General features: G+C 37.3%; 12 protein-coding genes. 2 read left to right on the top strand and 10 right to left on the bottom strand.

Annotation, left to right across the window (positions count from 1 at the left end; translation table 11 throughout):
* Window positions 1–127: 127 nt before the first annotated feature.
* Window positions 128–964, bottom strand: a complete 837-nt coding sequence (locus PFY10_03975) for an SDR family NAD(P)-dependent oxidoreductase (protein ID WBV57603.1) — start codon at window positions 962–964, stop codon at window positions 128–130.
* Between the two features lie 75 nt (window positions 965–1,039).
* Window positions 1,040–1,945 (bottom strand): AraC family transcriptional regulator, encoded by a 906-nt coding sequence (locus PFY10_03970; protein ID WBV57602.1) that lies wholly within the window; start codon window positions 1,943–1,945, stop codon window positions 1,040–1,042.
* A gap of 394 nt (window positions 1,946–2,339) precedes the next feature.
* Between PFY10_03970 and PFY10_03965 the strand changes: the two genes are divergently transcribed.
* Both PFY10_03965 and PFY10_03960 read left to right on the top strand, forming a co-directional pair.
* Window positions 2,340–2,657 carry a multidrug efflux SMR transporter gene (locus PFY10_03965; protein ID WBV57601.1) on the top strand — a complete coding sequence of 106 codons (318 nt, stop codon included), beginning with the start codon at window positions 2,340–2,342 and terminating at the stop codon, window positions 2,655–2,657.
* A gap of 284 nt (window positions 2,658–2,941) precedes the next feature.
* A complete protein-coding gene (locus tag PFY10_03960; GenBank protein WBV57600.1) occupies window positions 2,942–5,833 on the top strand; it encodes a membrane assembly protein AsmA in 2,892 nt (963 codons plus the stop codon).
* A gap of 72 nt (window positions 5,834–5,905) precedes the next feature.
* Here PFY10_03960 and PFY10_03955 read toward each other — a convergent pair whose 3' ends face one another.
* From PFY10_03955 to PFY10_03920, 8 genes are all read right to left on the bottom strand, one after another.
* Window positions 5,906–6,331, bottom strand: a complete 426-nt coding sequence (locus PFY10_03955; protein ID WBV57599.1) for a hypothetical protein — start codon at window positions 6,329–6,331, stop codon at window positions 5,906–5,908.
* Window positions 6,332–6,440: 109 nt separating this feature from the next.
* Entirely contained in the window at window positions 6,441–7,226 is a 786-nt protein-coding gene (xth, locus tag PFY10_03950; GenBank protein ID WBV57598.1) for an exodeoxyribonuclease III, read from the bottom strand.
* Between the two features lie 33 nt (window positions 7,227–7,259).
* Window positions 7,260–7,721: a PA2169 family four-helix-bundle protein gene (locus tag PFY10_03945; protein WBV57597.1), complete on the bottom strand. Its 462-nt coding sequence runs from the start codon at window positions 7,719–7,721 to the stop codon at window positions 7,260–7,262.
* A gap of 146 nt (window positions 7,722–7,867) precedes the next feature.
* A complete protein-coding gene (locus PFY10_03940) occupies window positions 7,868–10,168 on the bottom strand; it encodes a multicopper oxidase domain-containing protein (protein ID WBV57596.1) in 2,301 nt (766 codons plus the stop codon).
* A 23-nt stretch (window positions 10,169–10,191) separates the two neighbouring features.
* Complete coding sequence (locus PFY10_03935; protein WBV57595.1) at window positions 10,192–10,644, bottom strand: heme-binding domain-containing protein; 453 nt, start codon at window positions 10,642–10,644, stop codon at window positions 10,192–10,194.
* Between the two features lies 1 nt (window position 10,645).
* Complete coding sequence (locus PFY10_03930; protein WBV57594.1) at window positions 10,646–11,326, bottom strand: DUF3347 domain-containing protein; 681 nt, start codon at window positions 11,324–11,326, stop codon at window positions 10,646–10,648.
* Window positions 11,327–11,350: 24 nt separating this feature from the next.
* On the bottom strand, window positions 11,351–11,845 hold the full coding sequence (locus PFY10_03925; protein WBV57593.1) for a DUF305 domain-containing protein: 495 nt from the start codon (window positions 11,843–11,845) through the stop codon (window positions 11,351–11,353).
* A gap of 8 nt (window positions 11,846–11,853) precedes the next feature.
* A complete protein-coding gene (locus PFY10_03920) occupies window positions 11,854–12,729 on the bottom strand; it encodes a DUF3347 domain-containing protein (GenBank protein WBV57592.1) in 876 nt (291 codons plus the stop codon).
* Window positions 12,730–13,099 lie beyond the last annotated feature (370 nt).

Here is a 13,099-nt window from a genome sequence, read left to right as displayed (position 1 = left end):
TAAGAACTGGATGTTATTGTTTGATGATCGCAATTTAGAAATTTTTAATGGTCCCGTCCTGTTTTATATAAAACAACCTCCATAAAAAAGCTTGCTGGTTTATGGAGTGTCTTGATAACTTAGTTTCTTATCCGCGAAAATCTGTAGAAAAAGAAATATCTTTCCATCTGCTCATTTCCTGGGAAAGCTGTTCTATTTTACTTTGAGCTCTGTTGAAAGAATCACTGCCCAAAAATAAATTGACAGCTGGTGCAGGGTTATTAACTACTTCTAAAAATACATCTGCTATTTTATCCGGATCTCCCGGCTGGTTTCCGTTCAAAGTATTCATTCTTTCATGGGCCTCCCGAAGGTAATCATAATCCTTTATGCTGTTTTTATTATAAGCTATGGAATCTGTATTGGCAAAGTTTGTCCGGAACCACCCGGGAAGTACATTCGTTACATGGATGCCAAGAGGTTTAAGGTCATTCGAAAGTGCTTCAGAAAGTCCGCTAACTGCAAATTTTGCAGCACTATACATCGACCAGCCTGTTCCGGGAGCAAAGCCGGCTATAGATGAAATATTAATAATATGCCCTGATCTCTGACCTCTTAAATACGGTAAAGCCTGCTGAATAACTTTAACGACAGCAAAAAAGTTGACTTCAAAATTATCATTAATTTCCTCTGACGTAAGTTCTTCCAACGCACCGCCAAGCCCGTATCCGGCATTATTGACCACAACATCGAGTCTCCCAAACTTTTCATAGGTTGTTTTCAGGGATTGAGCAATAGAACTCTCTTTTTTAAGGTCAACTTCCAGTGGCAGAAATTTTTCTCCATACTGAAAAAGTGGTTCTAATGAGCTTACAGACCTGGATGTAGCGGCAACACAATGCCCTTTAATTAATAATTGTTGAGCTACTGCAAAACCCATCCCTTTTGAAGCTCCGGTGATATACCAGATTTTTGTACCTGTCATGATTTCTTTTTTTTACAAAGGTAGATCCCGTTACCCGGCCTTACTTTGTGATATTAAAACCATTTTTTGTCAGATTCAAACCTGTCTGAAGGCAGATGGATTCATACCCGTTTGTTTTTTAAAAAAATTATTAAAGTGAGCCTGGTCTTCAAACCCCAGAACATAGCTTATTTCTGCGATATTCCATTGGGTATGTTTTAGCAGGGATTTAGCCTCTGCAGTGAGCTTAGCAAAAATGTGTTCCGTAGTTGTAAGGCCTGTTACAGTTTTTATAGCTCTGTTGAGTGAGTTGACATGGATTGAAAGCCTTTCGGCAATTGTACGCGGAGATCTTAACTCGAACCGGTCTGTTTTGGATTCTATCGGGAACTCTCTGTCGAGCAATTCGTGAAATAGAGCCGTAATGCGCGAATTTGAATCGGAATGTAAAGAAATATCTTCACTGGGACGGAATTGCATGGCAAGATAGATCACTTCACTGATATAGCTTTTGATCAGTTCATGTTTGTAGATGTATTCTGTATTATTTGCTTTATAGATTTTTTCGAAGATCATACGTATTTCTTCAGACTCTTCGGAATTGAGTTTAAATACCGGATGGTCTGCCCCTGAAAATAAAGGCAGTTCCCTGAGGTTGATCCGCTGGGTATCCTGAAAAAACTCTTCTTTAAAGACACAAAACCATCCGCTGCTTCCGGGTTTCAAAGGATCGTAAGTATAAGGCATTTTAGGATCAAAGAATAATAAGGTATCTCCTTCAACTGGTATGCTTTTGTCACTGTAATGGAATACATTATTCCCTTTAAAAAGCATGATCTTGTAAAAGGTTCTCCGGATATAGCTTGGTGAACTTGTTCCGTTAATCATATTTTCTTCAATACTAAAAATATTGAATAGACCACTGTCCTTTCCTGGACTCTGGGAAAGATGCGTAAGCTTATGTTTGTAAAATTCCTCAAGTGATTCCGTTGATTTTCCCATGGTAATGCTAAAAATGAAAATACTTACCTAAAGATAAGCTATTCTCCCTAAATCTGCTATTGTGTAAAAAAGGAAGATCTACAGTAAATATATATGTGACGTTTCATCCGTTGAAAACTACACTTCACCTGCGGATTATGTCAGATCACTTTATTTAATCTGTTGAAAACTAGTATTTACTATTACTTTTACAAAGTAAAAATGCTGTACACTTCATTACTCAAAGTTTTCAGTTTTTATGATTGGCAAACATGGTTAAGAATCAATAAAAATCTGTACAGTCTATCCTTTCATGCCGGAAAGGTTCATTCTAATTTAATCATGTTTGGTAGGATTGGTGTATTTCCAATCCTACTTTTTGAGAACAGTATAACAGATGAAAAAATAATAAATTATGAACTGGATTGCATTAATTATCGCAGGGATTTTTGAAATCGGATGGCCTTTGGGAATCAAAATGTCGCAACAGGCTGATAGCAATAAATTCGGATGGATCTTTCTATCTGTCATTTGTATGACGATCAGCGGTGCTATGCTGTGGTATGCACAGAAAACCATTCCTATTGGGACAGCCTATGCGGTATGGACAGGAATTGGTGCGGTAGGCACTTTATTGATAGGGATTATATTCTTTCAGGATTCGGCTAATATCTTCAGATTGTTGTCTGCATTGCTGATTGTAGTTGGAATTGTAGGACTTAAATTGTTTTAGAGTTAAAACTCTTTCGAATTTATAGAATTTAAAAGTACCTCCTAGAGGTACTTTTTTGTTAAAATTATTGTAAACTTTCATAGATCATATAAACTATAATTTGATTGCAATCTATTGTTGTAATTATTTGTTTATTAATGTATTGTTGTTTTTATAGTGAAGTATTTGTTTACATGTTTGAAACAGTGCTTTAGTGATGAATGGCTTGATTTTAGATGGTTGTTAATTATTATTTACTCATAAGAGGAAAATAATATCGAAATCAAAATTATAATAGCAATTTTATGGAAAAGTTTATAAAAATAATTTTGAAAGTTTTGAAATGGCTGGGAATTTCTATAGCATCCATTCTTTTTCTGATGTTCATCATCCCTATATTGGTTCCGGGAACTATTTCCCAGCAGGTAAAAATATTTGCCAATAAACATCTTGCGGGTAAACTGGATTATAAAAAGACCCACCTCTCCTTTTTCAGGCATTTCCCATCGCTAACGGTTTCTGTGGATCAGCTTATCCTGAAAGGTTCAAAGCCATTTCAGGAAGATACTCTACTTGCCGCTAGAGAAGTGGCCGTGGGAATCAATCTTAAAAACCTGATCTTTGACCGTGAGGTGAAGATTGATGAAATATATGTAACGGATGCCAACGCGAATGTTTTCGTCAACAGTAAAGGAGAAGCCAACTATAATGTTTATGTTTCCAAGTCCTCACAAACACCTAAGGATAGTACAGAAGAAGGAGCATCTATAAAGCTGGACCTTATCAAATTCAGAAACTGGAATATCAAATACAATGATCATTCTGCCAGAGTGCTGGTAGATGCCAAAGGCTTGAATTACACAGGTAAAGGTGGATTCAGCAAAGATATTTTTGATCTGCAAACCGATCTGGAGATCAATAAAGTAGACTTTGCCCTCAACAGAATCTATTACGCCAAACAAAAAAGTTTGCGTGCAGATCTCATTACGCGGATCAATACGAATGCATTAACTTTTGTATTAAGGAAAAACGAATTAAGGATCAATGATCTGCCCTTAAAATTTACAGGTTCTCTTAGTATTTTGAAAGACGGATATAATCTCGACATCAATGCTGCATCTGAAAAGACAACGATCCGTGATATGATCTCGGTACTGCCGCCGCAATATCTAGACTGGGCAAAAGACACTAAAATTGAAGGAAACAGCGATCTGTTTTTCAGCCTGAAAGGAAGATTCAGTGAACCTAAAAAGCTGAAACCAAGGTTAAATGCCAGACTGCTGGTAAAAGATGGATTTGTATCCAATGGAAAAGCTCCTGTTCCTATGAACAACCTGAATATGGATCTTATGGTAGATCTTCCTTCATTAGATGCGGAACAGATGAATCTGAATCTCAGGAATCTGAGTTTTGATCTGGGTAAAAATAATAATTTCCGTGCGGTTGTAAGAACGAAAGGACTTAATGAAATGATGGTGAATGCCGATGTAAAAGGCGCTGTTGATCTTCAGACTCTTGATCAGGCATTAGGTTTGAAGAATATTGATGTTCGTGGGCTTATGGATACGAATATCAAGGCAAACGGGATCTTCAGCCTGGATAAAAAATTATTCCCAAAGACGGAGGGTTATTTTCATTTAAAAGAGGGTTGGCTGAAGACGAAATATTACCCCAACCCTATTCAGAATATCAACCTGACCGCCAATATTAATAATACAGACGGAACGTTTAAAAGCCTTGGAGTGAAATTGGATCCTTTTAGTTTTGATTTTGAAGGGAATCCTGTCTATGTTAATGCTGATCTGCATGATTTTGAAGATCTGCTTTATAAAGTTAAAGCAAAAGGTGTTTTGAATGTGGGCAGAATCTATAAAGTTTTTGCAAAAGAAGGATTTGATGTAAGCGGACTGATTATGGCGGATCTTTCCCTGAACGGACGTCAGAGCTATGCAACTACCGGCCAATACAGTAAGCTGGATAATAAAGGAACTTTGATTCTTAAAAATATAAAGGCTACTACATCGTATCTTCCCAAATCATTTTATATCAAAGAAGGAAATTTTCAGTTTAAAAATGAGAAAATGTGGTTCAGAAAGTTTTTGGCCACTTATGGAAAATCGGATTTTGCATTAAACGGATATCTGCTCAATACGATCAACTATTTTATTGAAAGAAAGGGGACCCTTCACGGAAAGTTTGGGTTAAACTCCAATTATATTCTTATTGACGAGTTCATGGCACTTAAGGATGGAGATAATGCAGATAAATCGATTGAAGTGGAATATGCAAAAGTTGAAAATCCTAAAAGCAGCGGTGTGGTAATTATTCCGAAAAACCTTGATGTCTCTTTGGAAGCTCATGTTAAAAAAGTCGAATTTAAGGGACTTGATCTCAATCATCTTCAAGGTCTGGCTTCTGTAAATACGGGTCAGGTGTATCTTAAAAATACTTCTTTTGATATCATTGGAAGCCGCATGAATATTGATGCACGTTATCAGGACGAATCTCCATTAACGGCTAATTATGACATTGTGCTTAAGGTACTGGATTTTGATGTACAAAGGGCTTATAAAGAAATTGATATGGTCCGGGAAATGGTTACTGCTGCTAAGAATGTAAAAGGGATTGTGTCTCTTGATTATAAACTTAAAGGAGATTTTGATAAAAATATGAGGCCTATTTATCCGTCCCTTGAAGGGGGTGGTATCGTAAACCTTCGGGATGTAGAGGTAAAAAATCTTAAGATGCTTTCGGTAATTGGTGATAATGTTGGTGCAAACGCTTTTAATAATCCGGATATGAAAGGAGTTAATATCGAAACCGTGATCAAAAATAACCTGATCCACGTTGATAAATTCACCTTTAAAGTATCTGTCCTAAGACCTTCTATCAGTGGAACAACAAGTTTCAACGGTTTACTGGATCTGCGGGTAAGAATAGGTCTTCCTCCGGGAGGATGGATCGGCTTTCCGGTAGTTGTAACGGGGACCCATGACAAACCTAAAATAAAAATCTTCAGTAAAACCGGACAAGGAATCGTTGATGCTTTGTATAACACGAAATCGAATAAAGTAATACGCCAGGAAAGGCGTGCTGAAAAAAAATCCAGAGTGCAGCAGCGTAAAGAGAAGGAAGCACAGGAAAAAAAAGCTGAAAATGCTGAGAAGCAGATTAAAAAAGATCTTAAAGAAAAATAAATAAAATCAGAGCCCGTTATCAGCAAATAACGGGCTCTGGTCATCAACAGCCTGACCGGCAGGCTTTATTTTTTAAATACTGTAAATGATTTTCTTACCTTTCCTGAGTGTATAACTATCCTTTTCTTTATTCAGGTTATACGTTCCTTTTTTACTTTTATACACCGATGTGTTTAAGTATTCAAGGGTTCTGTTGAGAATGATACTTCCCTTGGATTCAGGAAGGAACAATTCCGCCTTTTTCTTGTCTTTACTCAAGATAACTACAGCATTGGAAACGTAGGATTTCTGAGGATTAGCTTCTCTCAGCTGTATCTTTTCTTCAAAAAGCTTTACGCAATCATCTTTTAGAACGGAATAGGTATAACCGGCTGAACCGATGCACCCGTGTTGGTCTTTATCCCCACCTGCTACTTTTGGAGTTGTTTTCTGAGCCCATCCTGTAGTGGTAAACGTCGCAGTGATCATTACTGCCAGTAATAATTTTGTATTTTTCATGTGTTTGTATTTTATAAAACGTTCTATAATATTACGAAAAATCTTTTAACTAAAATTAAAAGATTTATTATTAATATGCCTGGAATAAAAGATAACAGGAAAGATAGGGTTATTGTTTCCCTTCTTTTTCTAATTCTATCCACACCGGGGCATGATCACTGCTCTTTTCCCAGCCACGAACATGCCGGTCAACACCGCCCGATTTTAACCTGGATGATAGATAAGGGCTCAACAGAACATGATCAAGCCTGATTCCGGCATCGCGGTCATATGCTTTGTAGAGGTAATCCCAGAACGTATAGATCTTTTCTTCAGGAAACAAGGTTCTGATAGAATCAAGCCAACCTTTTTTAAGCATTTTCTCAAAAGCTTTTCTTACTTCGATCCGATATAATGCATCATTTTCCCATCGTTCGGGTTTATGTACATCAAATGGCGTCGGAATAATATTAAAATCACCAATAACAATGGCGGGCAGGTCCATTTTTATAAGCTCATCTGTTCTTTTTTTCAAGCGATCGATCCATGCCAGTTTATATTCGAATTTTGGTCCCGGATAAGGATTGCCATTGGGGAGATACAAACAACAAATAACAATCTGATCAATGATTGCTTCGATATAGCGGCTTTGAATATCTTCCGGATCCCCTGGCAAAGCCCTCTGAACCTCTGTGATTTCATATCCTTTTGAAAGTATGGCTACTCCATTCCAGCTTTTCTGGCCATGCCAGATGGCATTATATCCTGCATCATTTATTTCTTTCAGGGGAAAACGTTCCTGTGGCGCCTTCAGTTCCTGGAGGCATACCACGTCCGGTTGTGCTTCTTGTAACCAGCGAAGCAGAACAGGCAGCCGCCCATTTACTCCGTTTACATTATACGTAGCTATTTTCATGGTCCTTATCAGTTCGTGAATAGTATATATTAGTTAATCCTTTTTCTTATAATCCCCCATTTTTTTAAACTGGGCGTAGGACTGTTTTATGTTGTGCAGTTGTTCTTTTACGGTCTCCAGGCTCTTATCATAAAGGTGTCCGCTATCGATAGCTTGTTGATAGGCCTCTATTGCCGCTTTTTCTCCAAAAGCAACATTTTCCAGGGTAGATTCTACCTTATCCCCTACGAGAAAAGAGTTTTTAATGTCAATCCATGTTCTGTGAAGTGATCCTGCAACAGAAGGTGAATCTTCGGGAGTTCCTCCTTTTTCGGTAATCAGGTTGATCAGTTCATTTTTCATGATTTTTGATTGGGTGATCATCTTATCGTAATCATCTTTGATGTCCGGATAAGACTCCCATACCTTTCCTTCTACTTTTTCAAATCCGGCAATCCGGTCGTTGCTGATGTGCAGCAGATCGTTAAGGACTGCTACGGTTTCTTGATTTTCCATATTTACTTTTTTTTTGTGGTGTATTCAATTCGTACAAGAATTATGCCCCAAGGGTTAAAATATTCTGGATTTCAGGCATATATTCATTCAATAAAAATGGCTCGGGAGCTTTGCTCCCGAGCCATTTTGTTTTTAAAGTACCACCTTTAATAATTTAAGGTAATACCTGCTCCAAAGCCCATATCACTATCATAATGGGTTCGGATGTTGATATTTTTGTTGATGATATAGCTGAGCCCTGCCATATATTCCCTATCGGTATTTATCATGAAGTCTCCTCTCAATCTTCTGGAGATCGGAATGTCTTCACGCATGAGCTGCAGACGCACAATACCATCATGATATACTTCTGCCTGAAAATTAACCAGCATCGGTAAAGTGTACATAAAACCTAAACTGAATGCCCTACGGCTATCTTTTTCGTTTTTTTGCCCGAAGATATTGGTTTCGTGTTCGTCGATTCCCATTTTCCGGTAACGGTAGTCAAAACCAATAAACGGCATAAACCACTGCATTTTACCTATATACCTGCCCAGATGGGTTTCTACCTCATAACCGTGCATGCTGTTGTATCCCAGACGCCATTCCGTTCCTAAAGACCATCTTGCATTCTGCAGCATGGCCTGCCCGTCATTACCATTGGTAGCAAAATCATTCTGCGCCATAAAGTGTGGCATATTGCTTTCCATCTGCAAAGCCATATAGGCTTTTTCCTTGTCTGGGAGTAAAGGATTCTTATAATCACCAACGGCAAATACCCTGTTCATTCCGGACATCATATGGTAAAGGATATGACAATGGAAGAACCAGTCCCCTTCTTCATTGGCCAGGAATTCGATGGTATCGGTTTCCATCGGCATAATATCGAGAACATTTTTCAGAGGAGACTTTTCCCCCTTACCATTGATCACCCTGAAATCAAATCCATGCAGGTGCATCGGGTGTCTCATCATGGAATTATTATAAATCGTAATACGCAGGATCTCTCCTTTTTTAACCGGAATTTTATCTGTTTCGGAAAGAACTTTATTGTCCATGCTCCATACGTATCGATTCATATTTCCTGTAAGCGTAAACCTGAGTTCTTTTACCGGGGCATCTTTCGGAAGCGTGGTATCGAAAGGAGATTGTAGCATGGCATAGTTTAGCGTTTTAATGTCACCCAAAGCATTGGCATTATACCGGTTGGGATCATTATCCATATCCATATTCATGGTATGTTTGCTGTGGTCTTCTTTGGGTTCTTCCTTTTGCTTGCCTTTTTTCTTAGCTTCTCCTGTAATTTCGGGATACATCACGACATTCATATCCATTTGGTTTAAGCTCATTTTCATGCCCATATCATTCAGGTCTCCGTTCATTTTCATCATCCCGTTCATCATTTTCATTCCTTCAAAATATTTTAATTTTGGAAGTGGTGAAATAAGCTGTTTTATCCCATTTCCAATGTAATAACTGGCTGACTGGGTTCTGTCTTCAGTAGTAGCTAAAAACTCGTAAGAAACACCATCTTCAGGAATTGTTACAACTACATCATAAGTCTCGGAGACGGCAATGATCAAACGGTCGACTTCTACCGGTTCAACGTCATTTCCATCGTTGGCGACAACCGTTATTTTTCCTCCTGCATAGCGAAGCCAAAAGTAAGATGATGCACCACCGTTTGATATTCGTAACCTTACTTTATCGCCGGCTTTTAATGTTTTACCATCAACGGTTTTTAAATCTGTAGCGTTATTCCCGTTCATTAATATTTTATCGTAATACACATCACTTACATCCATTGCTGTCATACGCTTCCATTCATTGGCGATTTTGGTTTTAAAATAACCTTCCTTGATAGCTTCGACATAAGATTGTGTTGCATTCTTTTTTATTCCTGCCCAATCATTGGCGTTATGAAGCATTCTGTGAATATTGTCCGGATTAAGGTTTGTCCATTCACTTAAAATAACAGGAACGGTTGGCAAATCGTCGATTCCTTTTCTAAATCTTTTATCCTCTTCACGCTTTTTCAGGATGAGGCTCCCATACATACCAATTTGCTCCTGCATTCCTGAATGGGAATGGTACCAATGAGTACCGTTTTGAATCACTGGAAAGCGATAAGTGTAGGTTTCACCTGGTTTTATTGGATTTTGGGTGAGAAAAGGCACACCATCTTCCTTATTGGGTAAAAAGACTCCGTGCCAGTGCAGCGAAGTATTTTCTTTTAACTGGTTGTGGACCACTATTTCAGCAATGTCACCTTCCGTAAAGGTCAATGTAGGCATCGGTATTTGCCCGTTTACTGCAATGGCTCTTTTTTCTTTACCTGCGTAATTAACTATGGTATCTTTTACATATAGCTCGTAACGGACGACTTTTTGCGCGAAAATAGTCTTCGAGCACAGGAGTATAAATACTGTCAGAAGTACCTTTAACGAGATATTTTGGGATATATTCATTGTATATTTCTTTTATATGAAACTTATTCTTGCTTTTCCAGCCAATCTGTTATCAGCTTTATCTGCCGGTCATTCAGTTTTGCATCTTTATGCATAAGCGTGTAGGATGACATTGGCATTTTTTTAGTTTCAATCTGTTTTTTAATTGAGTTTATTAATCTTTCCTGCTTTCGACCCGAATAAGTAGTCCATTCGTTAAAATTCAAATCCTCTTTTGCATCTTTAATGTGCTTGTCTACTAAACTTCGTGCAGGCTGTATGTAATCGTACCACTGATAATTGGTATTGTTACTATGACAATCATAACACGAGGTCTGTAATAGGGTTTTTACTTCAACGGGCATTGTCTTATGGGTCTTTATAAAATCGGTTTTGTAAACCTGCCCTTTATCTGCATTCCGGGCAGGCTGATAAAATTGTACAGCAATAAAAACCAGCAGCATAATAGCTGCAAAAATCTTTAGTACTCTCTTCATGTTAAAACTCCTTTTTTACGGAACCACAAGTGAGCATCTTATTACCGTAATAAGGGTTTTTAATTTCTTTTGCTTCGCTGATCCAGATGGCACCTTTTCCATCGTTGAACATCGGGCAGTAATCCTGATACAATTTTTGGGTCGTTCCAAATGTTGCAATAAGATCAGCCATGTCATTACTTAATGACATCATGTGTTCCCTTTGGTGATCTATTTTTCCTGCATTATCTCCAATATGCTCCGCATTCTCTTTAGCGTCTTCTGCAATTTCCATATATGCTTTATGCTTATCTGCAGGGATAGTTTTCATATCTACCTTCTCTAGGGTAGCTAATAACTGTTTTCCGGCAGTAGCAACAGCTTGATCGTTATCGGCAACAAGTGCATTTTTTAAAATTAAATAATCTTTGATTAAAGGATCTATAGAAAAATTGTTAACAGGGTCTTTGACAGCTGTCTTTTCATTTGATTTATTGTTGATTTGTTCTGCTGTATTGGTATTTTCTAATTGGGCGGCTGATTGTGTTTCTGTTGCAGAAGAAGCACGGTCAGTATGTTGTTCCGCATTTTTATCCGGTGATTTTGTACAGGAGAATAAAGTAATTGCCATCATTGAGACAACACTGATTGATAAGAATATATTTTTCATGGTATAGGTACTATTAAATTTTTTTGATTTCATAATTGTTATAATATGAGTTTTACCTTATTTTTTGTTGAGTTCTTCCAGCTTCCGCTTCATGAGTTCGATTTCATTGGCCTGGGTTTCCAATATGTTTTTTTGGAGTTGTATCAATTCCGGGTCAGTAAGTTTTGTCTTTTCTGACATAAGAATAGCGGCTGCATGATGAGGGATCATTCCCTTTACAAATTCTTTATCATCCACCATAATCTGTTCTCTGATTCCGAACCAGGAAAAAATGCCTAAAGCAAGAGAAAATACAATGATGATCCCATTGATTTTCTTGTTTTTATACATATCCTTCATGATCAATAATTCAATAATTAACATGACGGATACCATAAGCAAGGTCATATAAAAGTTATTGATATTGGGAATGAGATTTTGTATTCCGTCGATCATTGAATACATCATGAAGTACATGGCAACAAACATAGCAACAGCCATCATGATAAATCGTTTATACATTCCTGTATGGTTTTTATGTTGCATTCCGTGATGATCTGATTGATTATCCATAACTGATATTATTTAAGTGTTTCTACTGTGCTGCCACAAGTCATCATCTGAGAACCAAAATAAGGGTTCTTGATCTCATTTTCCAGGCTCAGCCAATCAGCTCCTTTCCCATTATTGTACATAGGACAATGCTGATAATATATAGGATTACCCTGTTTGGATACCTTTGCGAGGTCGTACATATTTTTAGATAATACAGCAAATATTTCTCTTTGTTTGGCAACATCTTTAGCAGAGGAAATCTTTTCTGCATTAAGGGTCAGGTCCTTCATTACTTTCATCCAGACCATATGTTCTTCATTTGAAAGTTGGTTCATTTCCACTGCTTTAATTGCTTTTGACAGTTCAGAAGCTTTAGTTGATGCATTATCGGCATCTGTTTTAACCAGTGCATTTTTTAAAGAGAAGTAGTTATCGAAAACAGCTTTTAGCTGAGATGTATTCTGGGTAGCTATCATGTTGTTTTCTTCCGTTTTTTTCTGGTCATGGTTCATATGGTCAGTCTTCATATTCATATCCATAGCCTTATTTTGAGAAGCGGGTTTTAAATCTCTTTTGTAATGACAACATTCCGGTAATGCTGCATAAGCATTGTCAGGAGCTAAAAATTTTTCACTGTCATACCCTGCCAGAGCTATTCTTTTTAATATTTCGTCCTGACTGGTCTTCTGAGGATCGTAGGTTAAAGTAGCCATTTTGGTATCTTTGTTCCAGCTTACTGTAGCTATTTTTCTTAGGTTTCCCGCTTTTTCTATATTCGCTTTACAGATGTCACAATTCCCATAGATCTTTACGGTTTCTGTTTTTATATTTTGAGATTGGGCATAGATTGCTAATGAAAACAGCAAGCTGAATGCTATCCATATTTTTGATATTGATTTCATTGTATAGAGTATTTTGTGAACAAAAGGAATATTCCTGTTGTTTCAGTTAATAAATTGAATGGAAAAAAATTGAAATGTATCCTTACAAAAAGGCACACTTTAGGCTATAAAATACAGGATCTAGCCTATTTTAGGGATTAACCAAATGGATTGAAAGCCTTTAGAAACAGCACTTTCATAAGTTAAAAAAGAAACAGGAGAAAAGACTTCTACTGTAAGAAAACTAAAATCATGTCTGTCCGGTAAAGTTGGATTTAAATTGGATGCCGGGCATTTGCATAAAGGATTATTGCATTTTCCGGGACATTTTTTAGAACCACAGGAATTACACTGATTTTTTTTAATAGATTTTGAAATATTGAGTTCACAA

This window comes from Chryseobacterium daecheongense, assembly GCA_027920525.1.
In the GTDB taxonomy this organism is placed as follows: Bacteria; Bacteroidota; Bacteroidia; order Flavobacteriales; family Weeksellaceae; genus Chryseobacterium; species Chryseobacterium proteolyticum.
The sequence above is the reverse complement of the archived record's forward strand: the minus strand, read 5'-3'. Positions and strand labels throughout refer to the sequence as shown.

Excerpts from the sequence above, each read along its gene's own strand:
- PFY10_03965 (WBV57601.1), top strand. The coding sequence starts at position 2,340 with ATGAACTGGATTGCATTAATTATCGCAGGGATTTTTGAAATCGGATGG.
- PFY10_03940 (WBV57596.1), bottom strand. The coding sequence starts at position 10,168 with ATGAATATATCCCAAAATATCTCGTTAAAGGTACTTCTGACAGTATTT.
- PFY10_03955 (WBV57599.1), bottom strand. The coding sequence starts at position 6,331 with ATGAAAAATACAAAATTATTACTGGCAGTAATGATCACTGCGACGTTT.
- PFY10_03960 (WBV57600.1), top strand. The coding sequence starts at position 2,942 with ATGGAAAAGTTTATAAAAATAATTTTGAAAGTTTTGAAATGGCTGGGA.
- PFY10_03925 (WBV57593.1), bottom strand. The coding sequence starts at position 11,845 with ATGGATAATCAATCAGATCATCACGGAATGCAACATAAAAACCATACA.
- PFY10_03935 (WBV57595.1), bottom strand. The coding sequence starts at position 10,644 with ATGAAGAGAGTACTAAAGATTTTTGCAGCTATTATGCTGCTGGTTTTT.
- PFY10_03970 (WBV57602.1), bottom strand. The coding sequence starts at position 1,945 with ATGGGAAAATCAACGGAATCACTTGAGGAATTTTACAAACATAAGCTT.
- PFY10_03945 (WBV57597.1), bottom strand. The coding sequence starts at position 7,721 with ATGGAAAATCAAGAAACCGTAGCAGTCCTTAACGATCTGCTGCACATC.
- PFY10_03930 (WBV57594.1), bottom strand. The coding sequence starts at position 11,326 with ATGAAATCAAAAAAATTTAATAGTACCTATACCATGAAAAATATATTC.
- PFY10_03975 (WBV57603.1), bottom strand. The coding sequence starts at position 964 with ATGACAGGTACAAAAATCTGGTATATCACCGGAGCTTCAAAAGGGATG.
- PFY10_03920 (WBV57592.1), bottom strand. The coding sequence starts at position 12,729 with ATGAAATCAATATCAAAAATATGGATAGCATTCAGCTTGCTGTTTTCA.
- xth (WBV57598.1), bottom strand. The coding sequence starts at position 7,226 with ATGAAAATAGCTACGTATAATGTAAACGGAGTAAATGGGCGGCTGCCT.